The organism is Synechococcus sp. NOUM97013, assembly GCF_014279815.1.
GTDB lineage: Bacteria > Cyanobacteriota > Cyanobacteriia > PCC-6307 > Cyanobiaceae > Synechococcus_C.
Genome location: NZ_CP047941.1, coordinates 1,441,969 through 1,467,343, shown reverse-complemented (window position 1 = coordinate 1,467,343; position 25,375 = coordinate 1,441,969). Strand labels below are relative to the sequence as shown.

General features: G+C 61.0%; 30 protein-coding genes. 15 read left to right on the top strand and 15 right to left on the bottom strand.

Features of this window, described 5'->3' with window-relative positions; translation table 11 throughout:
• Window positions 1-88: 88 nt before the first annotated feature.
• On the bottom strand, window positions 89-376 hold the full coding sequence (locus SynNOUM97013_RS07825) for a hypothetical protein (protein ID WP_222929815.1): 288 nt from the start codon (window positions 374-376) through the stop codon (window positions 89-91).
• A 450-nt stretch (window positions 377-826) separates the two neighbouring features.
• Here SynNOUM97013_RS07825 and SynNOUM97013_RS07820 point away from each other — a divergent pair, with 450 nt between their 5' ends.
• Window positions 827-1,138, top strand: a complete 312-nt coding sequence (locus tag SynNOUM97013_RS07820; protein WP_186479237.1) for a hypothetical protein — start codon at window positions 827-829, stop codon at window positions 1,136-1,138.
• 15 nt (window positions 1,139-1,153) lie between these two features.
• On the opposite strand, the gene SynNOUM97013_RS07815 is transcribed toward SynNOUM97013_RS07820, so the two are convergent.
• From SynNOUM97013_RS07815 to SynNOUM97013_RS07805, 3 genes are read right to left on the bottom strand one after another with little or no spacing between them, the layout of a single operon-like run.
• Window positions 1,154-2,416 (bottom strand): cytochrome P450, encoded by a 1,263-nt coding sequence (locus SynNOUM97013_RS07815; RefSeq protein WP_186479236.1) that lies wholly within the window; start codon window positions 2,414-2,416, stop codon window positions 1,154-1,156.
• Window positions 2,417-2,455: 39 nt separating this feature from the next.
• Window positions 2,456-2,995: a YqhA family protein gene (locus SynNOUM97013_RS07810; RefSeq protein WP_370586414.1), complete on the bottom strand. Its 540-nt coding sequence runs from the start codon at window positions 2,993-2,995 to the stop codon at window positions 2,456-2,458.
• Window positions 2,992-3,231, bottom strand: coding sequence for a hypothetical protein (locus tag SynNOUM97013_RS07805; RefSeq protein WP_186479234.1), 240 nt, complete (start codon window positions 3,229-3,231; stop codon window positions 2,992-2,994). Before SynNOUM97013_RS07805 ends, SynNOUM97013_RS07810 begins: the two co-directional genes overlap by 4 nt.
• Before the next feature lie 74 nt (window positions 3,232-3,305).
• Between SynNOUM97013_RS07805 and mfd the strand changes: the two genes are divergently transcribed.
• The 3 genes from mfd to SynNOUM97013_RS07790 all read left to right on the top strand — a co-directional run bounded on the left by mfd (window position 3,306) and on the right by SynNOUM97013_RS07790 (window position 7,716).
• Window positions 3,306-6,848 (top strand): transcription-repair coupling factor, encoded by a 3,543-nt coding sequence (mfd, locus tag SynNOUM97013_RS07800; protein WP_186479233.1) that lies wholly within the window; start codon window positions 3,306-3,308, stop codon window positions 6,846-6,848.
• A 95-nt stretch (window positions 6,849-6,943) separates the two neighbouring features.
• Window positions 6,944-7,108, top strand: coding sequence for a hypothetical protein (locus SynNOUM97013_RS07795; RefSeq protein WP_186479232.1), 165 nt, complete (start codon window positions 6,944-6,946; stop codon window positions 7,106-7,108).
• 143 nt (window positions 7,109-7,251) lie between these two features.
• Window positions 7,252-7,716, top strand: coding sequence for a hypothetical protein (locus SynNOUM97013_RS07790; protein WP_255442650.1), 465 nt, complete (start codon window positions 7,252-7,254; stop codon window positions 7,714-7,716).
• 21 nt (window positions 7,717-7,737) lie between these two features.
• Here the strand turns inward: SynNOUM97013_RS07790 and SynNOUM97013_RS07785 are convergent, their stop codons facing one another.
• Together SynNOUM97013_RS07785 and SynNOUM97013_RS07780 are read right to left on the bottom strand one after the other, a co-directional pair.
• Window positions 7,738-8,067: a hypothetical protein gene (locus tag SynNOUM97013_RS07785; RefSeq protein ID WP_186479230.1), complete on the bottom strand. Its 330-nt coding sequence runs from the start codon at window positions 8,065-8,067 to the stop codon at window positions 7,738-7,740.
• Between the two features lie 164 nt (window positions 8,068-8,231).
• Window positions 8,232-8,459 (bottom strand): Nif11-like leader peptide family natural product precursor, encoded by a 228-nt coding sequence (locus SynNOUM97013_RS07780; RefSeq protein WP_186479229.1) that lies wholly within the window; start codon window positions 8,457-8,459, stop codon window positions 8,232-8,234.
• Window positions 8,460-8,892: 433 nt separating this feature from the next.
• Between SynNOUM97013_RS07780 and SynNOUM97013_RS07775 the strand changes: the two genes are divergently transcribed.
• The gene (locus tag SynNOUM97013_RS07775) at window positions 8,893-9,396 is read left to right on the top strand and encodes a hypothetical protein (RefSeq protein WP_186479228.1); all 504 of its coding nucleotides are present in this window, start codon (window positions 8,893-8,895) and stop codon (window positions 9,394-9,396) included.
• Here SynNOUM97013_RS07775 and SynNOUM97013_RS07770 read toward each other — a convergent pair.
• Genes SynNOUM97013_RS07770 through SynNOUM97013_RS07755 form a run of 4 tightly spaced genes read right to left on the bottom strand, consistent with a single transcriptional unit; the run spans window position 9,387 to window position 13,060 of the window.
• Complete coding sequence (locus SynNOUM97013_RS07770) at window positions 9,387-10,739, bottom strand: S41 family peptidase (RefSeq protein ID WP_186479227.1); 1,353 nt, start codon at window positions 10,737-10,739, stop codon at window positions 9,387-9,389. The genes SynNOUM97013_RS07775 and SynNOUM97013_RS07770 overlap by 10 nt on opposite strands.
• Before the next feature lie 37 nt (window positions 10,740-10,776).
• Complete coding sequence (ispG, locus tag SynNOUM97013_RS07765) at window positions 10,777-12,012, bottom strand: (E)-4-hydroxy-3-methylbut-2-enyl-diphosphate synthase (protein ID WP_186479226.1); 1,236 nt, start codon at window positions 12,010-12,012, stop codon at window positions 10,777-10,779.
• A gap of 38 nt (window positions 12,013-12,050) precedes the next feature.
• Window positions 12,051-12,650 (bottom strand): uracil-DNA glycosylase, encoded by a 600-nt coding sequence (locus tag SynNOUM97013_RS07760; RefSeq protein ID WP_186479225.1) that lies wholly within the window; start codon window positions 12,648-12,650, stop codon window positions 12,051-12,053.
• Entirely contained in the window at window positions 12,647-13,060 is a 414-nt protein-coding gene (locus SynNOUM97013_RS07755; RefSeq protein ID WP_186479224.1) for a VOC family protein, read from the bottom strand. The genes SynNOUM97013_RS07760 and SynNOUM97013_RS07755 overlap by 4 nt, the downstream gene beginning before the upstream one ends.
• Before the next feature lie 131 nt (window positions 13,061-13,191).
• On the opposite strand from SynNOUM97013_RS07755, the gene SynNOUM97013_RS07750 reads away from it, so the two are divergent.
• The 6 genes from SynNOUM97013_RS07750 to SynNOUM97013_RS07725 are packed head-to-tail and all read left to right on the top strand — an operon-like array spanning window position 13,192 to window position 18,565.
• The gene (locus tag SynNOUM97013_RS07750; protein ID WP_186479223.1) at window positions 13,192-14,370 is read left to right on the top strand and encodes a pyridoxal phosphate-dependent aminotransferase; all 1,179 of its coding nucleotides are present in this window, start codon (window positions 13,192-13,194) and stop codon (window positions 14,368-14,370) included.
• Between the two features lie 39 nt (window positions 14,371-14,409).
• A complete protein-coding gene (locus SynNOUM97013_RS07745) occupies window positions 14,410-15,309 on the top strand; it encodes a putative selenate ABC transporter substrate-binding protein (RefSeq protein WP_186479222.1) in 900 nt (299 codons plus the stop codon).
• The gene (locus SynNOUM97013_RS07740; RefSeq protein ID WP_186479221.1) at window positions 15,306-16,064 is read left to right on the top strand and encodes a phosphonate ABC transporter ATP-binding protein; all 759 of its coding nucleotides are present in this window, start codon (window positions 15,306-15,308) and stop codon (window positions 16,062-16,064) included. Before SynNOUM97013_RS07745 ends, SynNOUM97013_RS07740 begins: the two co-directional genes overlap by 4 nt.
• The gene (locus SynNOUM97013_RS07735) at window positions 16,061-17,590 is read left to right on the top strand and encodes a PhnE/PtxC family ABC transporter permease (RefSeq protein ID WP_370586413.1); all 1,530 of its coding nucleotides are present in this window, start codon (window positions 16,061-16,063) and stop codon (window positions 17,588-17,590) included. The genes SynNOUM97013_RS07740 and SynNOUM97013_RS07735 overlap by 4 nt, the downstream gene beginning before the upstream one ends.
• A gap of 29 nt (window positions 17,591-17,619) precedes the next feature.
• On the top strand, window positions 17,620-18,288 hold the full coding sequence (locus tag SynNOUM97013_RS07730; RefSeq protein ID WP_186479220.1) for a GDSL-type esterase/lipase family protein: 669 nt from the start codon (window positions 17,620-17,622) through the stop codon (window positions 18,286-18,288).
• Between the two features lie 34 nt (window positions 18,289-18,322).
• Complete coding sequence (locus tag SynNOUM97013_RS07725; protein ID WP_255442648.1) at window positions 18,323-18,565, top strand: hypothetical protein; 243 nt, start codon at window positions 18,323-18,325, stop codon at window positions 18,563-18,565.
• Between the two features lie 7 nt (window positions 18,566-18,572).
• Here the strand turns inward: SynNOUM97013_RS07725 and SynNOUM97013_RS07720 are convergent, their stop codons facing one another.
• From SynNOUM97013_RS07720 to SynNOUM97013_RS07700, 5 genes are all read right to left on the bottom strand, one after another.
• Window positions 18,573-19,010, bottom strand: coding sequence for a hypothetical protein (locus SynNOUM97013_RS07720; RefSeq protein ID WP_186479219.1), 438 nt, complete (start codon window positions 19,008-19,010; stop codon window positions 18,573-18,575).
• The gene (locus SynNOUM97013_RS07715) at window positions 19,007-19,243 is read right to left on the bottom strand and encodes a hypothetical protein (RefSeq protein WP_186479218.1); all 237 of its coding nucleotides are present in this window, start codon (window positions 19,241-19,243) and stop codon (window positions 19,007-19,009) included. The genes SynNOUM97013_RS07720 and SynNOUM97013_RS07715 overlap by 4 nt, the downstream gene beginning before the upstream one ends.
• Before the next feature lie 202 nt (window positions 19,244-19,445).
• Window positions 19,446-20,069: a DUF938 domain-containing protein gene (locus SynNOUM97013_RS07710; RefSeq protein ID WP_186479217.1), complete on the bottom strand. Its 624-nt coding sequence runs from the start codon at window positions 20,067-20,069 to the stop codon at window positions 19,446-19,448.
• 3 nt (window positions 20,070-20,072) lie between these two features.
• Window positions 20,073-20,351, bottom strand: coding sequence for a helix-turn-helix transcriptional regulator (locus tag SynNOUM97013_RS07705; protein ID WP_255443088.1), 279 nt, complete (start codon window positions 20,349-20,351; stop codon window positions 20,073-20,075).
• 177 nt (window positions 20,352-20,528) lie between these two features.
• On the bottom strand, window positions 20,529-21,554 hold the full coding sequence (locus tag SynNOUM97013_RS07700; RefSeq protein WP_186479215.1) for a mechanosensitive ion channel family protein: 1,026 nt from the start codon (window positions 21,552-21,554) through the stop codon (window positions 20,529-20,531).
• Between the two features lie 126 nt (window positions 21,555-21,680).
• Here SynNOUM97013_RS07700 and SynNOUM97013_RS07695 point away from each other — a divergent pair, with 126 nt between their 5' ends.
• The 4 genes from SynNOUM97013_RS07695 (at window position 21,681) to SynNOUM97013_RS07680 (ending at window position 25,311) form a co-directional block, all read left to right on the top strand.
• Entirely contained in the window at window positions 21,681-22,703 is a 1,023-nt protein-coding gene (locus tag SynNOUM97013_RS07695) for an ArsJ-associated glyceraldehyde-3-phosphate dehydrogenase (RefSeq protein ID WP_186481515.1), read from the top strand.
• The gene (gene arsJ / locus SynNOUM97013_RS07690) at window positions 22,700-23,971 is read left to right on the top strand and encodes an organoarsenical effux MFS transporter ArsJ (RefSeq protein ID WP_186479214.1); all 1,272 of its coding nucleotides are present in this window, start codon (window positions 22,700-22,702) and stop codon (window positions 23,969-23,971) included. Before SynNOUM97013_RS07695 ends, arsJ begins: the two co-directional genes overlap by 4 nt.
• Window positions 23,972-24,079: 108 nt before the next feature.
• Window positions 24,080-24,730: a hypothetical protein gene (locus SynNOUM97013_RS07685; RefSeq protein WP_186479213.1), complete on the top strand. Its 651-nt coding sequence runs from the start codon at window positions 24,080-24,082 to the stop codon at window positions 24,728-24,730.
• A gap of 29 nt (window positions 24,731-24,759) precedes the next feature.
• The gene (locus SynNOUM97013_RS07680) at window positions 24,760-25,311 is read left to right on the top strand and encodes a thermonuclease family protein (protein ID WP_186479212.1); all 552 of its coding nucleotides are present in this window, start codon (window positions 24,760-24,762) and stop codon (window positions 25,309-25,311) included.
• The last annotated feature ends 64 nt before the right edge of the window (window positions 25,312-25,375 follow it).

Here is a 25,375-nt window from a genome sequence, read left to right as displayed (position 1 = left end):
TACGCTAGCTGGAGCGCATCAAGCTCTACCCGCTGTTGTCAATGGTTTTGACTTTGTTGCGTGCCAAGCCCAATGAGGATTGGCATAGTTAGTCATAAATACCTTCACATTGCGTCTCCTTGGTGATCCCCTCATACGCATTTTCGATGTAGGGAAAAACATCATCGAGCTCCTGATCATCGGAGAACATTTTCACCACATCAGAGAGGAATTTGGAGGCATAGTCCTTCTCGATTTTGCCGTCATTGACCAGGGCGCATAGGGTGCTGCCAGCTCCGTAGATGCTTCCGTAGTAATAAAATCCTTTGTCCTTCTCTTCGGCTTGAACGGCAGTCGTTGAGATCAACAAGCTGCCCATCAAAATCAAGGTTTTCAAGGGATGTCTCCTTAAGTTTTTGCTCTGACTAATCTATGGTTTGACTGCCTTCGTCGCAAGCTGCATCTGGTCTTCTTTTTCGGTTGATCAATCGGCTCTTCGGAAAATGCTTGGCTGTCAATGAAGAGATTTTTGCGGGACGTTCTTCAGGAGGTTCTGGTCGATTATCCGCAGTGGGTAAAACCCTTGCTCTTCTGGATCATGGTGGGGTTTCTTGTGTTCGCTGTCCCTTACGTGGCTGGACTGTCGATTTAATTGTTCGGGACATGGGCGGAGCTTGTGGTGATTGCAGCCGTCTATCTGTTTGTTGCCTGGATGATCAGCTGAGATGTTCATCATGAACGCCTCTGTCTTTTGCAAGACGACCACTCTGACGATTCGGCACAGTCAGAAACTCTGCACGTCGTTAATCACCGATAGATTGCGCCGTATCGATTGTTGAGAATCGCGATGACGGCTGGTTTTCGATCCATCGCCCTGGCAGCAGCTCTGGTCAGCCCTTTGCTGTTTTGGCCATCCGCCAGAGCAGGCTCCGTGAGTTGCGGTGAGTTGCCCCCCCACGGTGAATGGTGCGGCTATCACGTGATGACCACGGACTACGGCGATGTGTTCAAAATCGATTACCGCAACGGCGATGAATCCGAAAAACTGACCATCGTTTGCGACGGACGTTATGTCGTGGACTGGGAAAGTCGCGGCAACCTCGACCAGGGTCAAGCGGATTGGGTCGCGACGGAATTTTGCGCACTTCCCAGCGATTAATTCCAGCCTGTGGGCTCAACGCGCTGTTGCGCGCACCAGCAATCCATCGCGGGGTGTGGGGCTTGGGATCAGCTGTAGGGAGAGATCCTGATCCGGTTCCAGGTTGAGCTGGAGTGACTGCAGCAAGCCCACCGCCATCAGTCGGATTTCAAGTTCCGCGAGCGCCTTTCCCAGACAGACACGCTCTCCACCTCCGAATGGCAACAGGGTCTGATCGAATGAGCCATCCAGGTGGCGTTGCGGACGGAACTGGGCAAGATCATCGTCATCGGCGTTGCTGGAGCCGCCCAGCACCACCTGGATCACGCGGTCTTCCGGAACCCGTATGCCACCCAGCAGCACGGCTTGCCGGTTGCGCCGAAAGAAACCACCCACCGGTGGGGTCTGTCGCATCACTTCCAACACCGTGGCATCCAGCCGAGGCGAGCGGTGACTGGTCTCGTAGGGCCATGGCGAGGTTTGCAGTTCCTCCAGCAGCCAGGCCTCCACGTCAGGATTGAGCAGCAGGGCCCGGAACAGACAGCTCAATGATGACGCCGTCGTCTCGTAGCCGGCAAACAGCAGCAGCAGCAGTTGTTCAGCCAGATCCTCGTCGTCGAGGGGGATGCCGGCTTCATCCAGGCCCCCACTGAGCAGATCCAGTCCACCGCATCGCTGCTGGTTGGATTGCAGAACCTCGGTCAGTTGTTCGAGCAGTCTCTGACGTGCCGCCATCGCCTTGGCAAAGGGTGTGCCGGGGATCGCCATGGGAATCGAGAACAGGGCCCGTGTCCAGATTTCAAAATCCGCGAACAGGGCGTCACGGCGGTCAGCCTCAAGACCCAGCACGGTCGTGGCGATCACTCCAAACGCAAAGCGGCGCATCCGTGCTGCCAAGGGAACTGGAGCTGTGGCGGTGAGCAGGTCCTCCCGCAACTGTTCCACCAGCGTTTGGATGGATGGGGTGTAACGGCTGAGGGCTGCACTGGAAAACAGCTGCCCCACCACGCGCCGTCGTGCCTTATGGCCTTCGCCGCTGCGGTTGGCCAGAGAGCGGCTGCCCAGCAGCTGACGCACGCTTTCGGGCCACCATCCCTCCAGGGCGTCGCTTTGCTTGAGCAGATCGGTGATCGCCCGTTCGCCGCGGATGAACACGATGCGCTGAGCCAGCAGCTTGGTTTCGAACACATCGCCGTGGGCGTCAAAGCGGCGTTGGGCGAACCCCGGATCGTTGAAGAAGTCGAGGGTTTCCTTCAACCCCGTCACGGCTCCTGTGCTCGGCAACGTTGCGGCGGTCATCGGTCCTGCTGGGCCTGGTTGCTGCAAGCTATCGGGGCATCAGTGTGTTCCGGTGCGTCCGATCAGGTAGGCGCTGAACGCCAGCATCAGCACGCCGGCGCAGTACTGCAGCAACTCTGTGATGGTGCCCACTTCGAAGCTCACCATCACCTTGAAGGCGGTCACGATCAGGGCCACGATGATCACCTTGGTGAGCTTCTGCTTGAGCGTGTCGAGGGAATCGATGTTCAGCAGATTGCGGCGGTCTGGTGATTGATGTGCCTGGCGCGGATCGATGTCGGAGATCACCAGCTCGTAGATGCCATAGCCAAAAATCAGCAGCGCGATTCCGATCAGGTAGTAGTCGATTCCTCCCACCACTTTTCCAATCAGGAAGTTGCTGTTGTCGTTGTTGAATTCGCCTTGAGCCACCTTGTAGAGAACGCTCAATTCGGCGTAGGTGCCCAGTACGAAACAGCTGATGCTTCCGATCAGGCTCATCACCACCGGGATCAAGGTGACCAGCCGGAATTTCCAGATCAGTGATTCGAACCGTCGCTCAATACGACTGGCCCGAGAAGTCGGTCTACTCATCGTCATGCCAGGGTTTCAGATGTCGGCGGCTTCGGTGTGGCAGGTGGACGCAACAGTCCCGGTAGCGACATGGTGATCAAGGCGGACCCCACCGCCAGCAACACCAGAAACGGCACGGGCTTTACCAGGGGTTGCCGCTCCATCACCGCGCCGCAGCTGGAACAGACCGGTAGGGCGCCTTTGGGGGGATGCAGCACCACTGCTGGCCCGCAGCAGCACTCTCGACAGCGAAACCGTGGCATGGGGGAGAGGCGAGAGGCCCGCAGGGCAGATCAGTTGATTGCGACAATCATGCGTTGCCGCCAGTGGTCACGCCATGCCTCTCAGTTCTTTGGTGCGTCTGCTGCAGACCTCCGCACTGAGCGGTGAATTGTGTGAGCGGCAGGACCGTTCGGATCGCTTGCTGTTGCGCGGGGGAGGCCGTGGTGCTCGTGCCCTGGTGGCCAGTGCGCTGGCGCGTCACCAGGACCGACCGCTGTTGGTGGTGGTGCCGACCCTGGAGGAGGCCGGTCGCTGGACGGCGCTACTGGAATTGATGGGTTGGCGCAGCGCCCAGCTGTACCCCACCAGCGAAGGGTCGCCCTATGAACCTTTCGACCCCACCAGTGAGATCACCTGGGGGCAGCTACAGGTGCTCAGCGAGCTGCAGATTGAAGGCCAGAGCAGTGATCTGGCGATCGTTGCCACCGAGCGTTGTTTGCAGCCGCATCTGCCGCCGCCGCAGGCTCTGGCGGATCGCTGTCGCACCCTGCGCAAGGGCGACACCGTGGACCTCGAAGAGCTCGCCACCAGCCTCACCCAGCTTGGCTACGAGCGCGTCTCGACCATTGATCAGGAAGGCAGCTGGAGTCGTCGCGGCGACATCGTGGATGTGTTTCCAGTCAGCAGTGAGCTTCCGGTGCGGCTGGAGTTCTTCGGGGATGAGCTCGACAAGCTGCGGGAATTCGATCCGGCCAGCCAACGCTCACTGGATCCGATCGACAGCCTGCGACTAACCCCAACGGGCTTCAGTCCGTTGATTGCGGAGAGTCTGCGTGACGCCATGCCGGATGGCCTGGAGCAGCTGCTCAGTGAGGAGGCAATCACGGAGCTTCTGGAGGGGGGAACCCCGGAGGGCATGCGTCGTTTGATGGGCTTGGCCTGGCAGCAGCCCGCCTCTTTGCTCGATTACCTGCCGGCCGAGTGCTGCGTTGCCATTGATGAGCGCCGCCATGGCCGCTCCCACGGCGAGCAATGGCTGGATCATGCCCGCGAACACCATGAGGAACTGGCGTTGCCGATTCCGCTGCTGCATCGCGATGTCGATGAGGCCATGGCTCTCGCCGAAGCCTTCACCGGTTTTGATCTGGCTGAACTTCAGGAGAGTGACGCTCACCCCAATGCCTTCGATCTCAACAGCCGCCCCGTGCCGGCCTATCCCAACCAGTTCGGCAAGCTCGGCGAACTGATCAAGGGGTATCGCCAGGACAAGCAGGCGGTGTGGCTGTTATCCGCCCAGCCCAGTCGTGCCGTGGCGTTGTTGGAAGAGCACGACTGCATCAGCCGTTTTGTGCCTAATGCCGCCGATGCCCCGGCGATTGAGCGGCTGATTGAGCAAGCCACGCCCGTGGCCTTGAAGATCCGCGGCACGGCTGATCTGGAAGGTCTGCAGCTGCCCGCCTGGCGTGTGGTGCTGATCACGGATCGTGAGTTCTTCGGGCAGCAGACCCTCACCAGCACGGGATACGTGCGTCGCCGGCGCAAGGCCGCTAGCCGCACCGTTGACCCCAACAAGATGCAGCCCGGTGATTTCGTGGTGCATCGCAACCACGGCATCGGTCGCTTCCAAAAGCTTGAAAAGCTCGCCATCAGCGGTGAGGTGCGCGACTACCTGGTGGTTCAGTACGCCGACGGCATCCTGCGGGTTGCCGCGGATCAGTTGGGCAGCCTCGGCCGTTACCGCGCCAACAGTGATGCCCCGCCGCAGCTCAGCAAGATGGGTGGCTCGGCCTGGGTGAAGGCCAAGGAGCGTGCCAGCAAGGCCGTGCGCAAGGTGGCGCTGGATCTGGTGAAGCTCTATGCCGAGCGTCATCAGGCGCCAGGCTTTGCTTTCCCGGTGGATGGTCCCTGGCAAAACGAACTGGAGGACTCATTCCCTTACGAACCCACGCCGGATCAGTTGAAGGCGACGGCCGATGTGAAGCGCGACATGGAGAAGTCGCAACCGATGGATCGCTTGGTGTGCGGCGATGTGGGCTTCGGCAAAACCGAAGTGGCGATCCGGGCGATTTTCAAGGCGATCACCGCTGGCAAGCAGGTGGCCATGCTGGCTCCCACCACGGTGCTGGCGCAGCAGCACTGGCGCACGCTGTCCGAGCGTTTTGCTCCCTATCCGATCAAGGTGGCGCTGTTGAACCGGTTCCGCACCGCCAGTGAGCGCAAGGCAATTCTTGAGGGTCTGAAAAACGGCACGATCGATGCGGTGGTGGGGACTCACCAGCTGCTGAGCAAGAACACCGTCTTCGACAAGCTCGGACTGCTGGTGGTGGATGAAGAACAGCGCTTTGGCGTGAATCAGAAGGAGAAGATCAAGGCACTGCGCAAGGACGTGGATGTTCTGACCCTCTCGGCCACGCCGATCCCCCGCACGCTCTACATGAGCCTGTCTGGGGTGAGGGAGATGAGCCTGATCACCACGCCGCCGCCCTTGCGTCGGCCGATCAAAACCCACCTCGCGGCACTCGATGAGGAGGCCGTTCGCAGTGCCATCCGTCAGGAGCTCGACCGCGGCGGCCAGGTGTTTTACGTGGTGCCTCGCGTGGAGGGCATTGAAGATGTTGCCGGTCAGTTGCGCCAGATGCTTCCCGGTCTGCGTCTGCTGGTGGCCCATGGCCAGATGGCCGAGGGCGAACTGGAGAGCGCCATGGTGGCGTTCAACGGCGGGGAAGCGGATGTGATGCTCTGCACCACAATCGTGGAAAGCGGTCTCGACATCCCCCGCGTCAACACCATCCTGATCGAAGATGCGCATCGCTTTGGCCTCGCGCAGCTTTATCAGTTGCGTGGTCGGGTGGGACGCAGCGGCATTCAGGCTCATGCGTGGTTGTTCTATCCAGGCAATGCTTCGTTGAGCGAAGCGGCACGCCAGCGGCTGCGCGCGATTCAGGAATTCGCCCAGTTGGGCAGTGGTTATCAGCTGGCGATGCGCGACATGGAAATCCGGGGCGTCGGCAACCTGCTCGGTGTGGAGCAGAGCGGTCAGATGGAGGCCATCGGTTTTGACCTTTATATGGAGATGCTCCAGGAATCCCTTGCTGAGATTCAGGGGCAGGACATCCCCGCTGTGGATGACACCCAGGTGGATCTGCAGGTCACGGCATTCATTCCGGCGGACTGGATCACCGATGCCGACGAGAAGATGGCGGCTTATCGCGCGGCCGCTGAATGCGTCAGCAGTGAGTCGCTGGTGGAACTGGCGGCGATCTGGGCCGATCGTTACGGTGCCCTGCCGGGCCCCGTGCAGTCACTGCTGCAGTTGATGGATCTGAAGCTGCTGGCCAAGCGTTGCGGGTTCTCCCGAATTCGTCCGGAGAAGCCAAACATCGCGCTGGAAACGCCGATGGAGGAGCCTGCATTCCGCTTGCTGCGCCAGGGCTTGCCCCAGCATTTGCATGGCCGCCTTGTGTATCAGGCCGGCACCGGCGCCATCGCCAAGGTGATGGCGCGCGGCCTGGGAGTGCTGCCGATGGAGAAGCAGCTGGACGAGCTCAAGAACTGGCTGGAGCAGATGGCTTCTCAGATTCCCGACGCCGATGGCCTGACGGCCGAGCAGCGCGAACAGCAGCAGAAGGACCGCAACGAGGCCGTTCTCAGCGTTTGAGCGGACGACCGCGATCATGCGCAAATGCTGAAAATGAGAAGCCAGCGACACATTGCGCAATTTTTCGTTACCGTGTTCTCAGCTTCGTGAGGCTTGTGGGCGAATTCATCGATCCGATCAGCAGCGGTTCCCTCGGCTTGTTCTCCAGCCTCATCGGTGCTGCAGCCATCGGCATCTACGCCCTCTGGGATGGTGATTCTCAGAACAACGACGATGACGATTCCACCCCGGGTGGCGGCTTGATGCAGCCCGTAGCTTGACCCAAACCTTTGGCTAGTTGAGCTCTAAAGACATTTTTTTGGTCACATCTGATAGCAACCATCACCCAGTTGAGTGATGGTTTTTTTATGTCTGCATCCGAGGTTGGACGTGGTCCTCGATGATGCTGCTCTTGAAACGGTCTGTGCTGCGATCTGGTTGGCTGCTGGCTCCCTGCGTTCTGGGCTTGTTGAGTGCCGGCCCGGCATCAGCGCGTTCCTGGGATGCCATCGATGCCTTGCGCGACCGGTTGACGCAGGCTGGTGTTCGCGTGGTCCAGCAGGACTGTTCACGCCGCGGTTTGCAGGGTCTCTATCACCCCCGCAGTGACAGCGTCGTGGTGTGTCGTTCCCACCGAACGCCGGCACAGGTGTGGGACACCCTTGCCCATGAGGCCACCCACCGCATGCAGCGATGCGCCGGCGGTTCGATCACAGATCGACGCCACCATCGCGCCATGTATGCGGCTCTGTCCCGCTCGCATCCTGATGAGGTGCGCTCCATGCGCGGCTATCCCCGCCAGCAGCAGTTGGCGGAACTGGAAGCTCGCTACACCGCCAAGCTTCCACCCAAGGAGGTGTTCCGCTTGTTCGATCGTTATTGCGCTTGAGCAAGAAACGGGGCTTCTTGATCAGCGGAAGTGTTGGAACGCAGCTTTCAAAATGGCGATCATCAGGTTGCCCAGGAGCGTGCCCACCAGCAGCAGCATGGCCGCATTGGTGAGCCAGAGCTGGGTGTCGGTCTGGCAGAAGGGGACGTTGATGAACCAGTCTGATGTTCTGTAATAACGAAATCCGTTGTCTGTTTCCTGAAAGGAAAGTCGTTCAAAGCGGACCAGATATTGGGTCTCGACGCGTTTGATTCCAACCTTGGTGCTGAGGAGTCCATCACTCCATTGATAATCCTCGAAGGCAATGGTTTGCGTGCGACCTTGTCGCCATGTTCGAAATAGGGATCTCATACGAACTGCCACATTTTTTCAATTGAATGATGGGGGTGGTAATGATTGATGTTGTTCGTACTTTTTAGTCTCGTCTGTTTTATTGGCCCTATTAGGATTGTTTCCTGGGCTTTTTGATTCCTTTGATTTGAATTTTTGGTTGTTTGCAGCGGTCTTTCGTGTTTCTATATCTTGAACCATGATGCTGTCACGCAGTTGCCACCATCAATGCCTTCAAGCTCTTCGTCGGACAAAGGTGATGGCGTTGTCGTGAAATCAGCTTGAATCGTGAAGCCAGCTTCCTGGGCCAGTGTGATCACCTCGTCGCTGCTGGTTGCTTCTCGCAGTGCCCTTTGGAGGCTTGGGTCGGATTGTGCTGTTTTGAGAAAGGCTTGAAATTGCTCGTCAGGCATGGTGCATGGCGATCACTTTCTGCATTGCTAGCAGTGATGCGTCCGTTTGTCTTGATTTAATCAATTGCTTGTTTGTTGCTGCCTGGGCGTGGTGTCGATCAGTGTTGCTTTTCTGTGAGATCTCTTTTGTTCATGGAATTGTGATTGCGCTTGCGTGTGGATGATCCGATCACGTTCAATCGTCTCTGCGCGATCTTTTAGAGGCCCTTTGGTGTGTGGCTAGGAATGCGTCCGAGTCACATCTTGAAGGCTTCTCCCCCATTTGGGTGATGTTTTAGGGCGCATGCACCCTTTAGGAAGGAAGCAGGTTTCATCTGTCCTCCATTCCCTTGCGATTGGCTGACTCAGTTGTGTGCAAGCACTGTCCGTTGAATCGTTGGGATCTGGCTGGTGGTTCAGCGCTGAAATTGCTCACATCTCGCCTCTTGTCTATATGGAACGTTTGCTGATGCAGCTCGCCATGGCTGCCCTTGGTCAGTTTGGCGCTGGTGGTGGTATGCCCGCTGGACCGATGCCCATGGGGCCCATGGGCGGAATGCCGACGGGCAATGGTTTTCCGTTGGTGCCCGTGTCGAGGCCGATGCCTCAGGCTCCGATGGCACCTAGTGGCGAACGGACAGCCTCACTGCAGCTCGCGTCGCTGGCAACCGCCACCTGTTTGATGCGCGAGGGGCAAATCAACCGCAGTCAAGCCCTCGATCTGCTGCAACGACAGGGCCAGATGTGGGGATGGTCGCCTCAGTGGGGGCAGCGCATACCTCTGGCGCGGGTGGATCAGACAATCCGTTCCGCGGGAGGTTGCAGGGCCATGGTGCGCAGGATTCAGGACAGTCACCTCAGTCATCCGCCTGTGGCATCGCAGCCTGTGGGGCCATCGGTGCGTTCTCCCCGTACGCGCAGCGAACGGGAAGGATTTGGGTTGTACCCCTATCGCTGAAGTGCTGATTGCAGGTTGGCCGAGCCGGGCTGATACGCCTGGCCACGTTCGGGGGAGCGCAGGGCTTTCAGCAAGGTTGTCTCCGCAGCTCGGTACTGGCTGTCTTTGCTGGTGCCGAGCTGCTCCATGGTGAGCGTGCGGATTTCCTTTTCGCTCAGTTCCACGGGAACATCCGGGAGGATGCCGTTCTTGTGGATGTCGGTGCCCTTGGGAGTCAGGTACTGGGCAATCGTCACCGTCAGGCCGGAGCCGTCGGAGAGCCCACGCACCGATTGCACCAGTCCCTTGCCGAAGGTCTTCTGACCCACCAGCACGGCGCGATCATTGTCCTGCAAGGCCCCGGAAAGAATTTCGCTGGCACTGGCCGAGCCTTCATTCACCAGCACCACCACGGGGCGATCGGTCAGTGCACTGCCGGTGGCCCGGCGCACGTCCTGGATGCCATCCCGTGTTTTGGTGCTGACGATCGTGCCTTCGTCGAGCCATTGACGCGCAATGTCGATGCTGGCTTCCAGCAGTCCGCCTGGGTTGCTGCGCAGGTCGAGCACATAGCCCTCAGCACCTTCGGCTTCGAGCTCGCGGATCGCCGCCCGCATTTCTCGGGAGGCATTGGCATTGAACTGCTTCAGTCGGATGTATCCGACCTTTTTGCCATTTTTGGTGGTGTTGAGTCGACTGTCGACAGCTTGAATCTCAATGCGCGCCCGCTCCAGGGGCACGGTCACCACCTCACCTTTCCTCCGCAAACCGAGGATGACTTGGGTGCCTTCCTGGCCTCGGATCAGCTTCACCGCATCTTCGGTGGTCATCCCCTTGGTGGACTTCCCATCGATCGAGACGATCACATCCTTGGGCAGAACGCCAGCCCTGGACGCCGGTGTGCCTTCGATCGGCGACACCACCAAGATCTCCTTGGTGTCTTTGTCGAGGGAGATCTGGATGCCGACACCGGTCAGTTCTCCGGAGGTGTCGATCTGCATCTCCTTGAACTCTTTCGGGTCAAGGAAACGGGTGTAGGGATCATCGAGGCTGGCGAGCATGCCTCGGATCGCCTCATACGACTCATCCGGACCGGCATAGCTCTTGGAGAGCAGGTCCTTGCGCAGACGGGTCCAGCTGTCGGCGGAGTACTTGCCGGTGGAATCCAGGAAATCGCGGTAGACGATCTGCCAGACCTGGTCAATCACCTCCTTGGGGCTGTTGGTGATCGATGAATTCGAGGTGCTGGGCAACCCCAGACCAGGGGCGGCTACGGCCACGGCCGCTGTCAGTCCTCCTGCCCCAAGGATCATCAGCAGCCCCCGGTGACGGGAATGTCCAGAGCGGGGGGTGACGGTGGGCATGGATGGCCTTCAGGACCGAGATCTCAGATTAACGAGATCAGGCAGGATCCACCCAGCGTCCGTCGTCCTTGATCAGCTGAACCAGGGCGTCGACCCCTTCGGCTTCAGGGACCTTGCGAATCTCTTCCCGACCTCTGTAGAGGGCGATCGTCCCCGGGCCCTTGCCCACATAACCGTAGTCAGCGTCTGCCATTTCGCCGGGGCCGTTCACGATGCAACCCATCACGGCGATGTCCAAACCGGAGAGATGTGAGGTGGCGTCGCGCACCTGATTCAGCACCTCCTCAAGATTAAACAAAGTGCGACCGCAGCTCGGACAGGCCACGTATTCGACCATCGTCTTGCGCAGTCCGATGGCCTGAAGGATCGAATAGCAAACAGGAATTTCCTTTTCCGGGGCTTCTGTCAGCGATACGCGGATGGTGTCCCCAAGTCCTTCGGCGAGCAGGGTGGCGATGCCAGCGGTGCTCTTGATCCGGCCGTAGTCACCGTCGCCAGCTTCCGTCACGCCGAGGTGCAATGGATAGTTGAACCCCTCTTTGTCGAGAGTGTCGGCCATAAGGCGATAGGCCGCCAGCATCACGGGCGCCCGGGAGGCTTTCATCGAGATCACGATGTTGTGGAAGTCGAGTTCATCGCAGATGCGCACGAATTCCATCGCCGACTCAACCATCCCTTCAGGCGTGTCGCCGTAGGTGAACAGCATCCGTTCGGCCAGCGAACCGTGATTCACGCCGATGCGCAGGGCCTTGTTCTCCCGCTTCAGGGCTTCCACCAGCGGGGCGAATGTCTCCTTGATGCGTTCGCCGATGGCGTCGAACTCCTCCTTGCTGAAGTCCTGGCGATTGGGATCAGCGGTTTCAAAGACGAACAGGCCGGGATTGATCCGCACCTTGTCGACATGCTTGACCACCTCAAGGGCGATCTTGATGCCGTTGTGATGCACGTCCGCCACCAGCGGCACGGTGCATCCCTGCTCGCGCAAGCTGGATCGGATCTTGCCCATGGCCTTGGCATGGGCCATTGATGGCGTGGTCACCCGCACGATTTCGCAGCCGGCATCCACAAGCCTGCGAATGCCGGCAACCGACCCTTCGATGTCGAGGGTGTCCTCATTGATCATCGATTGCACCACCACCGGGTGCTCGCTGCCAATCGCCACATCACCCACCATCACCGTGCGCGTCTGACGCCGGTGAATCACCGTGTCGTAGCGGGAGTTGCTGGCAACGTCACTGCCGGTCTCGGTCGTGCTGGCCAGGGTGCCGGTCATGGATCGCGTGGAATCTCAGCCAAACCTTGGCATAGCCGTCACCGCAGTGACTGACGTTCGCTGTATAAACGCCGCCGGGCCTCCTTCAGGTCCTGCAGGGTGAGGTCCTGAGGACTGCCCGGTTCGCGGGAGCGGAAACGCAGCAGATAAGAGGGATGAAACACCGGCATGAAGGCGCGCTGGTCCTGGTCATGCCATTGCCCGCGGCGTTTGCTGATGCCGCTACGGATCCCCAGCAGCGACTGCAGTGCCGTGGCACCGGCGAGAAGCACCAGCGGCGGGTTGATCAGGGTCAGCTGCTGCTCCAGCCAAGGTCGGCACTGGTCCATTTCCTGCGCCGTCGGTTTGCGGTTTCCCGGTGGACGGCACTTGATCACATTGCAGATGTAGAGGTCGTCGTCTTCATCCAGTCCTGCTTCGGCGATGAGGCCGCTGAGCAGCTGGCCTGACCGCCCTACAAAGGGCAGGCCACTGGCGTCCTCTTCAGCTCCCGGTGCTTCACCGATCAGCATCAGGCGTGCCTCGGGATTGCCGCGACCCACCACCGCCCGCTGGCGCTCCTCCGCCAGCCCGCAGTTGCTGCACGCGGCGCAGCTCTGCTCCAGGGTCTGCAGCGCACGGGAGATCGGTGACGTCATGCTTTCGCTTCTGTGGTGGGTCTAGCGGGAAGCACCAGCAGCAGAAATCGCTGACCTTCTGGATCCTCCATCCAGCACTCGGCACCGAAGGGCTCCAGCCTCGGTGGTTCTGTGCTCCGCCCTCCCAGGGCCATCACCTTCTCCTGCCAGGCGGTCAAGGCTTCCAGTGGATCGGCCTCCACCTGTCGCTGCAGGCATGGCGCCAGCACGGAGCCTGAGCTCGGCCAGGGGCGATTGCGGGACGGTGTGTAGATCTGCAGAGTGCCGCTGGTTCCGAGCGGCACGATCCAGTGATGGTCGGCCAGTCCCGTGCGGACGCTGGTGTTCAGCAGCTCGGCATAAAACCCCGCCAGTTGGCGTGGCTGTCGGGACGCCAGGATCCAGCTCAGCGACGTCGCCTCAGCGGACATCACACCTCATGCGTTGGATCCGCATTGTCTCGAAGCCCCAGGTCTGACCGCGTACTTGGTTGTCTGGGACACCACATCAGGCAGGATGTGAACGCTCGTACCTGCGCACCCACCGGAGGGTTGCCGCGCCGATGTCACGCTCGCCATCCCTGTCCAGTCGTGCCGAAGCCCTGCAGCCTTCGCTCACGCTGGCCATCAGTGCCCGGGCCAAGGCTCTGAAACTGGAAGGCCGGGACATCTGCAGCCTCAGTGCCGGCGAGCCTGATTTCGGCACGCCTGACTTCATTATTGAGGCCTCCATTCAGGCCCTCCGCGACGGTCTGACCCGCTATGGCCCCGCCGGCGGAGACCCCGAACTGCGTGAGGCCATTGCCCGCAAGCTCAGCGCTGAGAACGGCATTCCCACCACGGCCGCTGAGGTGATGGTGACCAACGGTGGCAAGCAGGCCATCTACAACCTGTTCCAGGTTTTGCTCAACCCTGGCGATGAGGTGCTCATCCCTGCGCCCTATTGGCTGAGTTATCCCGAGATGGCCAGACTGGCGCAGGCCCGACCCGTGCCGGTGCCCTCCTCGGCTGCAAGCGGTTTCGCCTTGGATCTGGCGGCCCTGGAAGCGGCAATCACGCCGGCCAGCCGGCTGCTGGTGATCAATTCACCAGGCAACCCCACCGGCAGGGTGCTCAGCCTTGAGGAACTGAACGGTCTGGCGGAGCTGGTGCGTCGTCATCCGCGTCTGATGGTGATGACCGATGAGATCTATGAATATCTGCTGGAGGATGGGGTGACCCACCACAGTTTTGCTGCGGTAGCGCCTGACCTGAAGGAACGCTGCTTCCTGGTCAATGGCTTTGCCAAGGGTTGGGCCATGACCGGCTGGCGGCTCGGCTACCTCAGCGGCCACGCCGCGGTGATCAAGGCAGCGTCAGCCCTGCAGAGTCAGAGCACCAGCAATGTGTGCAGCTTCGCCCAGCGCGGCGCCCTCGCGGCGATCGAGGGCTCGCGGGCCTGCGTGCGGGAGATGGCGGCGAGTTACAGCGCACGCCGGCGTCTGCTCACCGAGGGCCTGCAGGCTCTGCCTGGGATCACGCTGATCCCGCCCACTGGGGCGTTTTATGCGTTCCCGCAGCTGCCCGAAGGCTGCGCCGATTCGATGACGTTCTGCCAGACCGCACTGGAGCACGAGGGGCTGGCCATTGTTCCCGGTGGCGCCTTCGGCGATGACCGCTGCGTTCGGCTGTCCTGTGCTGTCTCGCATGAGACGATCACAGATGGACTCGCTCGCCTCTCTCGCCTGTTGCCCGCCGGCTGAGCGGGCCTTCCGGTTTCGATCCAAATGATTTGCTTCTGAATGCCGACACGCGAACGTCGGGCCGTTGCCCTGCTGGCCGTCCTTCTTTGCCAAGGGGCAACGGTTCTTCCCGTGGTTGCTCAGCCCACCCTCAAGGTGGGAGCCATTCCTGATCAGAATCCTGAGCGACTCAATCGTCTCTATGGTCAGCTGTCTGACGAGCTGAGTGAACGCCTCGACGTCAAGGTGCGTTACGTGCCCGTCAGCAATTACCCGGCGGCCGTGAGTGCCTTCCGCAGTGGTGGTTTGGACCTGGCCTGGTTCGGAGGTCTCACCGGTGTGCAGGCGCGTCTGCAGACACCCGGTGCCCAGGTGCTGGCCCAGCGCGACATCGACGCCCGTTTCCGCAGTGTCTTCATCGCGAACACCAATTCCGGTCTGCAGCCCATCACCTCCATCAATGGTCTGACCAGCCTGCGCGGCAAGCGTTTCTCCTTTGGTTCGGAGAGTTCCACCTCAGGTCGGCTGATGCCGCAGCATTTCCTGGCCAAAGCGGGGGTGACCCCCAGCCAATTCAGTGGTGGCCGGCCTGGATTCAGCGGCAGCCACGACGCCACGATCGCTGTGGTGCAAAGCGGTGCCTACGAAGCTGGCGCTCTCAATGAGCAGGTGTGGACCTCGGCGGTGAAGGACGGGCGGGTTAACACTGAGAAGGTGACGGTGATCTGGCGCACCCCTGAATACGTCGATTACCACTGGGTGGTGCGTCCCAACCTGGATCAGCGCTTCGGGGCAGGCTTCACCGGCCGCTTGCGCAAGGCGATCCTGGCGATTCAACCCACCACGCCCCGTCAGGCCATGATCCTGGAGCTCTTCGCTGCCAAGCGTTTCATCCCAGCTGAGGCCAGCCAGTACGAACCGATCGAACGGGTGGGCCGCGAACTGGGCAAGATCCGGTGACGTCGCTTTTGGAGCTGGAGCAGGTTCAGCTGGCCGGACCCCATGGGGATCGGCTCAAAGCCTTGTCGCTCCAGCTCCAGGCCGGTGACCGGGTCGCCCTGCTTGGTCGCAGTGGCGCTGGCAAGAGTTCCCTGCTGGCGGTGATCAACGGCAGCCTGAGGCCCGAGTCCGGTCAGGTGCGCTTCAAGGGAGTGCCGCTGACGCGCCTGACCCGGCGCCAACGGGCTGAGATCGGCACGCTTTGGCAGGACCTGCGGCTGATTGATGAGCTCAGCATTGGTCAGAACGTCAATGCCGGTGCCTTGGCCCGTCATCGCCTGGGCTGGGCTCTTGCCAATTTGCTGTTTCGGATCGGCAGCGAACCCAGCCGTCACTGCTTGAGGCAGGCCGGACTGGAAGAGGCGCTGCTGGCGGATGCAGCCCTGGATCGTCCTGTGCGGCAGCTGTCGGGTGGTCAACGCCAACGGGTGGCGCTGGCACGCCTGTTCCGCCAGCAGCCGGCTTTAATGCTCGCCGATGAGCCGTTGGCCAGCCTGGATCCGGCCATTGCCGCCGAGGTGCTGGACCGGTTGCTTGCCTGTGATCAGGATGGGGCGCTGTGCAGCGGCGCGGAGGCCGTCGTGGTGTCGTTGCATCGCCCTGAGCTGATCGACCGTTTTGATCGTGTGCTCGGACTGCGCGATGGCGCCCTGGTGATCGATGCACAGGCCGCGAGTGTGTCGGCCGATGATCTCAACGGCTTGTACGCCTCATGATCAGGGCGCTTCGGCCGACGGCCCCGGCCCTGGCCCTGCTGCCAGCCCTGGCTCTGGTGCCGGTTCTGATCGTGGTGCTTCAGGCCGTCCATGGCGGTGGCAGCGAGATCTGGGCCGCATTCCTGCTCGGTGCTGTCCGCCCCTCCTTGGATCCTGTTCTGATCGGGTCTCTGCTCAGGGCACTTGAGGTGACCGTGGCCACGGCGCTCACGGGCTGGGGCTGCAGCCTGCTGATCGGCGTCGTACTGGGTTGCCTGAGTTCAGAGCGTCTCTGGCTCACGTTCCGCTGGCCCGGCTTGCCAGCGATGCTTCTGCGCCGGCTGCTGGCCTTGCCGCGTTCGGTGCATGAACTGATCTGGGGCTTGCTGCTGCTGCAGGTGTTTGGACTGCATCCCTGGGTCGCTGTTGCCGCGATCACCATTCCCTATGCCGCCCTGGTGGCGCGTGTCTGGCGCGATCAGTTGCAGAGCCTCGACCCTTCCCGGCTGGAGGCCCTGCTTCAGGCCGGTGCGTCGCCACTGTCGGCCTGCTTCACCGCCTTTGCGCCGGCCATGGGGGGGGTGTTGATGAGCTACGGCGGCTATCGGTTGGAGTGCGCTCTGCGCAGTGCCACCCTGCTGGGAGTGTTCGGGCTTGGTGGCCTCGGAACCGATCTTGAACTCAGTCTCAAATCGCTGCGTTTTCAGGAGCTCTGGACGGGCCTCTGGCTGCTGGCTCTGGTGAGCATCGCCCTCGAGCAGGGATTGCGGCAGTGGCGCCAGCACAGCGGTCAGGCGCGGCTGGCACAACGGCAGGTGCTTGGCTTTGTTGCTGTGGTGGTGATGGCTGTGGTGGTCGGTGGTCTCTGGCTGGCGCGTCTGTTCCCGGATGCCGGCCCTCTCAGCTGGATGCCGCTGATCTGGCCGGATGGCCGCGCGCTGCTGCTGGCGGCGCAGGAGCTTCCCTGGCTGCCGATGATCTGGGAAACGCTGATGCTCACGGTGTTGGCGGCCGGCATCGCCATCGGTCTGCCGCCACTGGTGCTGCTGCTGTCCTCCTGTCGGCTATGGCGGTCTTGCCTTGGGGCGCTCTGGACCCTTTTGCGCTTGATTCCACCGCCGCTCACCGTGCTGCTGCTGTTGCTGAGCAACCGCCCGACCCTGGCCATCGGTGCTTTGGCCCTAGGACTCCACAATGCTGGTGTAATGGGGCGATTGCTGCAGGAGGGGTTGGATCAGCAGGACGATGGCTCCCGCACCGCCCTGCGCAGTAGTGGTGCATCGCAACGGGTGAGTTGGCTGTATGGCTTGCTCAGCCCGCGCAGCCCGTCCCACCTCGCTTATGGCGCCTATCGCAGTGACGTGATCCTGCGTGAGACGGTCGTGGTGGGTCTGATCGGTGGCAGTGGGCTGGGTTGGCAGCTGCTTGAGTCGCTCAGCTCCTTCCACTGGGCTGCGGTGTTGCTGCTGCTGGCTAGCTACGCCTTAATCACGCTTTGCGGCGAAGTGCTCAGTGATGGCTCCCGGCAGCACTGGCTGCAAAGCTGATTCGGTCTTTCTGAAGCAACGGCATATCGATGCGGGCTCCCCGGCAACTGGTGGTGATCGGCGATAGCGGCGTTGTCGGCTGGGGGGATCGCGAAGGCGGCGGTTGGTGTGAACGGTTGCGTCGGCACTGGATGGAGCTCCCTGATGCTCCGCTGATCTATGGCCTCGGTGTGCGCGGTGATGGTCTTGAAGCGGTGTCAGCGCGCTGGGAGCGTGAATGGGCCTGTCGTGGTGAGCTGCGGCGCAAACAACCGGAAGCGATCCTGCTGGCGGTCGGTCTCAACGACACCGCGCGGGTTGGTCGCCCCGATGGCCGCCAACCTCTGGATGCCGAGGCGTTTCGCTTCGGATTTGAGCAGCTGCTGCGGGCGATCCAGCCGCGGGCTTCGGTGTTTGTGCTGGGACTGACGCCTGTGGATGAACAGGCCATGCCCTTTGCGGACTGCCTTTGGTATGGCAATGGGGATGTGGCGGTGCACGAAGCCCAGATCGAGGAAGCCTGCCTCGAAGTGGATGTGCCCTTCCTGGCGCTGCATGCTGCGATGCAGGCGGATCCCGATTGGCTGCAGTGGATGGAACCCGATGGCATCCATCTCAACGGTTGCGGCCATGTCTGGATCGACCAGCGTGTGCGTGGCTGGGATGCCTTGCAACGCTGGGCTGGTTTGGAAACACGCACGCAGCTCACACCCTGGTGACGGCCGCCAGACTCGGGGGGTTTGCTGGTGAACGATGCATCATCCCTTCAGGTTTGTGCTGGCTGTTGTCCTGTTAGCCGGGCTGCTGCCCGCCCGGGCAGAACAGGACCTCGTGAATTGCGAGGCCTTCTCCAGTGGCTTCACCACGCCGGATGGCTGCATCGATGGATCGCAACCCAGTTCCGGTCCGATTCCCAAGGACCAACCCGTGGTGGAGGACATTGGTGATGATTGGCCTGATGGCGAGATCGGCCCTGAGGCCGGCATCGAATTCTGAGCTCAGCTCAGTTGGTGGATCCTTCCGGGTTGCTGCGGGAGTTGTTGAGGGTGCTGGTCAGCGTTCCCAGGGGCCAGCCCAGGTTGCGCAGGTGACGCACCAGGCTGCGTGACGCCTGGTAAAAGCCTTCTCCGTAGTGATGGGAAAAGCCGATTTCTTTGAGCGTGAGCAACAGCAGCCGATGCTCTCGTTTGGTGCCTTCGCGGGCTTCCATAAGCTGGAAACCCCGCTCCTGCAGTTCCTTTCGGGCCTGGTGCGTGAGGTCGTCGTGGAAGCCCAGGTGCAGCACGTGGTCGATTTCCCTGTAGGCGGTGAAGACTCTGGCGCCGCGGTGGTGTTCCAGAAATTGATAGCGCTCGGTGACGGCGATCACGGCATCCATGCACGGCGCCAGCAAGGCCTGTTCGATTTGGGCTGGATCCAGCTTGGTGGTGTTGAGGGTCATGGCGCGGCGTTGGCGGCGGCCAGGCGTTCTTCGCAGGCTCGTTCGTAACTGGTCACGGCGCTGGCGGGGATTGATCCGTTGCTCTTCAGCTGCCGGACGGACAGCTCAACGCATTGCAGGACGACGCTGGTGAGTTCGCGCCCCTCGCACTGAGCCCAGCTGCGCAGCAAGACGTGCAGGCTCGGGGGAACCGAAACCGTCAGCTTCACCTGGTTTTCCCGGGCAGGAGCCATTCAGCGTGTGCGCTGTTGGCCAGAATCTAGCCTGTAGTGTCTGCAAAGTCACTGTGGAGTATCTCTCGAGTTCCTTTGGAGTGCTTTGTCTGTCTTTGGGCTTGCTTGGCTGACAGCTGATGACCAGCGTGCTCATGCGTCCCCGCAAAGCCAAGGCCCTCAAAGGCTGGCGTCTGCGCAGTCTTGGAGCTTGTCTGAACGCTCAGCGGCTCCAGGTGATCATGCGGTTGTTGGCCGGCAGCATCGCGATTTCGCGCAGCGTCAGGCCCACGGCCGCGGCCCGATCGATCACGGTCGTCTGGTCGCGCACACCCCAGCTGGGGTCGCGCTGTCGCAAGGTCAGATCGAACTGGCGGTTGCTCTCGCTGACGTGGACGCCATCGACGCGGAACGGCCCATACACGCTGAGTGTGCTGCCCGCTTGCAGCAGCTCCGCGGCGTTGTCCAGCAGTGCAAGCGTGCACTCCCAGGGAGCGATGTGCAGCAGGTTGATGCTGACGATGGCCTGCGGTGCAGCGCTCAGGTGCTGGCGCCAGTGACGTTCACGCACGTCGAGTGCCAGTGCAGTGGGCATGGTTCCGCTGAGTCCCTCATGACGGATCCAGCTGTTGATGCTGCGGCAGTGGTCCGGATCGGGGTCACTGCATTGCCAGGTCAGCCCGGGAAAGCGTTGTTGAAAAGTCACGCCGTGCTCCCCCGAGCCGCTGGCGAGTTCGAGCACCAAACCCTGGCTGGGCAGATGGCGCTCCAGCGCGTCTCCAATGGGAATGCGATTGCGCTGTGTGGCGGGAAACAGCAGGCGTTCGTCCTCGGCTTCGCCTGTCATCGTTCAGCCGTCGCAGCAGCTGCTGCGTGCTTCGCAGCTGATGGAGAGCCCTTGCAGCCACTGTTGCAGTGCTCCCAGGGCTTCGGGCCGCAGCCGGTAGTAGACCCAGCGACCGCTCTGGCGATCGCTAATTAGGCCTGCCTCGCGGAGCACCTTGAGGTGAAAGGAGAGTCGTGACTGGGAGAGCTGCAGATCCGTGGTGAGATCGCAGACGCAGCGCTCGCCGGCACCCAGCTGCTCTATCACCCTCAGTCGGATCGGGTCGGACAGCCCTTTGAGCATGGCCTGGGCCTTGTGGGTGTCCAGGGGGTCAGCTGTGTCCACTGCCGAGCCTTGGTTCCCCTTCAAGACTGTTTTGTCCTGCAAGGCTGTTTTGTCCTGCAAGGCTGTTTCCACCGGGGGTGTCATGGACTGCGTCCGGTCAGGTTTCAGCCTAGGAGTGCCAGGCTTTAGCAGTGCTCATCTGGCCTGGCTCGCTCCTGAATCGCTTTCCAGATAGACGGTCTGGCTCGGGAAGGCAAACTCGATGCCTTCCTGTGCAAAGGCTTCCATGATGGCCAGGTTGATCGCCTGCTGATCGTTCAGGGCGACGGTGTAATCACGGGTGTCGATGTAATAGGCCAGCTCGAAATTCAGGCTTGAGTCGGCGAATTCAGTGAAGTGACAACGGCCGAAGCTGCTGTGCTCCTGCTGGTCGATGATCGCCTGGATCATGGAGGGAATGGCTTTCATCTGTTCCACGGTGGTGTCGTAGGTGACGCCGATGGAATAGAGCATGCGCCTTTGTTTCATTTCGGCGAAGTTTTGAATGGTTTTTCCCGTCAGCGAGCTGTTGCTGACCACCACAAGTTCGCCGCGGGTGCTGCGCAGATGGGTGGAGCGCACGCCGATTTTCTCCACCGTGGCCGACGTGGATCCCGTGCTGATGAACTGGCCGACGGTGAACGGTTTGTCGAGCAGGATCATCAGGTAAGCGAACAGCTCCTGCGCCGGTTCTTTGAGGGCCAAGCCGATACCGATGCCGCCGGCGCTGAGCAGACCCCAGACCACCGTCATTTGCACGCCCAGGCTCTGAAGAAGCACCAGGATGCCCACGGTCCACACCACAGCCCTTAGGAGAGGCAGCAGGCTTTTGAGCAGCTGCTGAAGGTCTTCGCCGCCGGTGCGTCGCGCGGCACTTGTGAGGAAGCGAGCACCCACCCGATTGGTGAAGCGCACCAGCACGATCGTGACCAGGCCGCGCAGGGCGATGTCGTAGGCCGTCTTGATGTTGGCGGGAAAGTTGAGATCAATTTCCGTGAGCACCAGCACAGTGACCAGCCCGATCGGAATCACGGCATCCGCCAGGGCTGCGAGCACGAAGTCGTCGAAATCGCTGTTGGTTTTCTGCGTCAGTCGGGGAAGTACTCGCCGCAGCAGGTAAGACAGCGCCAGGGTGATGGCTGCGCCGCCGAAGACCGTCCAGAGGAGATGACCCAGGTTCATCGGCGATTCACTGCAATTGGAAAAAATTCTGCAGCGCCGTGTCGCTGCTTGCAAGAGGCTTGCATCAAGTCTGGTTGATCAATCAAGATTGGTTGATCTATGGGGCGATCGGCCCTATTGGTCACCATGCGCATCGGCATCAATGGCTTTGGACGGATTGGTCGCCTGGTGTTCCGTGCCCTCTGGGGCCGGCCTGGCATCGAGCTGGTGCACGTCAATGATCCCGCCGGCGATGCGTCAGCAGCGGCCCACCTGCTGGAGTTCGATTCCGTGCATGGGCGCTGGGACCGAGGCATCACCAGCAGCGCTACTGGCTTCAGCGTGGAGGGATCCCCACTCACCTGGTCCAGCGAACAAGACCCCACCGCCGTGCCCTGGGCTGAACGCGGTGTGGAGATGGTGCTCGAGGCCAGCGGCGCGATCAAAACGCCGGAGACCCTCAACCCCTATTTCGAGCAGGTGGGTTTGAAGCGTGTGGTGGTGGCCTGTCCGGTGAAGGGTGTGGTCGCCGGTGAAGAGGCGCTCAACATCGTTTATGGGATCAATCACCACTTCTATGAACCGGCGCGGCACAAGTTGGTGACGGCCGCCTCCTGCACCACCAACTGCCTGGCACCGGTGGTGAAGGTGGTGCACGAGAGCTTCGGCATCGAACACGGTCTGATCACCACCATTCACGACATCACCAACACCCAGGTGCCGATCGATTCTTTCAAAAGCGATCTGCGTCGGGCGCGCTCCGGGCTCACCTCACTGATCCCCACCACCACCGGTTCGGCCAAGGCGATCGCGATGATCTTTCCCGAGCTGAAGGGCAAGCTCAACGGTCACGCTGTGCGTGTTCCCCTGCTGAATGGATCGCTCACCGATGCGGTGTTCGAGCTCAAGCAGAGCGTCACGGCAGAGCAGGTGAATGCGGCATTCAAGACCGCGGCAGACGGTCCGCTCAAGGGAATCCTGGGTTATGAGGAGCGCCCACTGGTGTCGTGTGACTACACCAACGACAACCGCAGCGCGATCGTCGATGCCCTCTCGACGATGGTGGTGGATGGCACGCAGCTGAAGGTCTACGCCTGGTACGACAATGAATGGGGCTACAGCAGCCGCATGGCCGATCTGGTGGCCCATGTGGTGGGGCTTGAGGTATGAAACTCTCCCCTCTGCAGCAGTACGGCATCGTCACCGCCAATTACTGGGCGTTCACGCTCACTGATGGCGCTCTGCGCATGCTGGTGGTGTTCCACTTCCACCAGCTCGGCTACTCCACCCTCGAGATTGCCTTCCTGTTTCTCTTCTATGAATTGTTCGGGGTGATCACCAACCTCTATGGGGGCTGGATTGGTGCCCGCTATGGGCTACGGCTCACTCTCTGGGTGGGCACGCTGCTGCAGATCCTGGCGTTGCTGATGCTGGTGCCCGTCGCTGCCAGCTGGCCGAAACTATTGAGCGTGATCTACGTGATGGCCGCCCAGGCGATCAGCGGCATCGCTAAAGACCTCAACAAGATGAGCGCCAAGAGCGCCATCAAGACCGTCGTGCCGGAAACCCCGGCTGATCAGCAGCAGGGGCAGCAGCAGCTGTTCAAGTGGGTGGCGATCCTGACGGGATCCAAGAACGCCCTCAAGGGTGTGGGTTTCTTTCTCGGTGGGGTGCTGCTCACCGCCTTTGGCTTCAATGCAGCTGTGGGTTCGATGGCTGCAGGCCTGGCCCTCGCCTTCCTGCTCACGCTGGTGCTGCCCGGGGAGATCGGAAAGATGAAGTCCAAGGCCGCCTTCTCTTCGCTGTTCTCCAAGTCCCAGGGCATCAACGTGCTGTCGCTGGCCCGCTTCTTCCTGTTCGGTGCCCGGGATGTCTGGTTTGTGGTGGCGTTACCGGTGTTTTTGGAAGCGTCTCTGGGGTGGGGTTTCGGAGAGATCGGCGGCTTCCTCGGTCTCTGGGTGATTGGCTACGGCATCGTCCAGGGATCGGCGCCGGCACTGCGACGGCTCTGGGGGCAGACCAGCTCCCCTGGTGCTTCAGCCTTGCAGTTCTGGAGTGCGTTGCTCACGGCGATTCCGGCTTTGATTGCGGTGGCGCTCTGGCGTCAGGTGGAGGTGTCGATTGCAATCACCGCAGGCCTCGCCGCTTTTGGGGTGGTGTTCGCCATGAATTCGTCCATTCACTCCTACCTGGTGCTCGCCTACACCGATACCGAGAGCGTGAGCCTCAATGTGGGTTTCTATTACATGGCCAATGCGGCTGGGCGTCTCGTTGGAACCCTGCTGTCGGGAGCGGCGTTCATGCTGGGACGGTCGGCGGCCGCCGGAATGCAGGCCTGTCTCTGGACGTCTTCACTGTTGGTCTTGCTGTCGGCATTGACCTGTCTGAAGCTGCCGAGGATTCAGCCCATCGTCTCGAATCGAGCGACAGCAACCTGATGTGTCTGGTTCTTGACGCAGCACCGTTATCAACTTGCCCTGGAAGCCTTGTGAGCTGCTCGGCCATGCGCCAACGTTGACGTGTCGGTTCGGTCTGGATCTTGAGTCATGGTTGGCTCCGCGGCTGATGCTCTCAATTGGGTGGTCAGTTTTGACGCGATGCGGGTTCGCTGTGAAGTCGATCAGTTGCGTGCGCGTTTTCCAGCCGCCAGCAGCCATGAACTGGCGGAGCAGGCGTTCAGCGATGCACGTCTTCAGGTGATTGCTGCCGGTGCGGTGATGGGTCTGGCGGCCAACCCTGTGCTGAGTGTTGCCGGTGCACTTGCTGATCTGTCTGTGACCACCCGAACGCAAGTGTTTGCTGCCGCCTGCGCGGCGGAGTTGATCCTTCCCGGCTTCCTCGATCGGGACTCGGCTCGGCTCGAGTTGCTGGTGCCCGTGTTCGGCACCAGTGTGCTCAGTCAGCTGGGTGTGGAAGTCGGGTTACGGATGGCTCAAAATGCCACGCGTCAGGTGGTTCGACAGTTGATCGATCAGGGTGGACTTCAGCTGATCAATGCGGTGATGACTCGGGTGTTTGGTCGGCGGGTCACCCAGAGAGCGCTGCTCACCAAAACCATCCCTCTGGTGGGATGCGTGATCGGAGGCACCTGGAATGCCGTTGAAGTTCAGTTGATCCGCAACCGGACGCTTCGCTATCTCACAGATCAGGCCATGGACAGCGTGGAACTGGTGGATGTGCAGGTGGTTCAAGCCTGATGTCACTTCCACGGTCACTGCCACCGCCAATGCCACGGTTCCGTTTTGACGCTTTCGCGGCTCGCCTGATTCCCCGGCTGCTGCTTAGTGCGGCGATCCTCGGTGCAAGCCTCACTCCCGAAGCAAAAGCAGAGCCGCACCCGCGTCAATCCGTCACGGTTCTGGCGGTCAACAATGGCCAGGAGGTGCTCGTCGATCTGGGTGATCAGGCGCGTGCGGTGCGCTTGGCCTGTGTCCAGGCGCCTTTGGCCCAGCAGCAGCCGTGGGCTCGCTTGGCGTCAGAGCAGTTGCAGCGTGAACTTCCTGTGAACAGCGAGGTCATCCTGGAATTGCGCGCCAGGGATGTGTACGGACGTCTGGTGGCCCGTTTGCTCATTGAGGACAACGATGTCGCTCAGCCACTGCTCAGGCAGGGAGCCGTCTTCGCTTACGACGGCTATCTCGGTCGTTGTGATGACCTTCCTTATGTCGATCTGGAAGCGCAGGCAAAGAATGCCTCCCGTGGAATCTGGCGTGTGAAGGGAGGTTTGGAGCGCCCTTGGGACCTGATTGAAGCCTCGGGCGGCATGCTGACGCCCTGACGGATCCTCACAATGGTTGTGACGGGCACAACCAAGTGCGTTGCGCTGTTCCTTAATTGGAGAA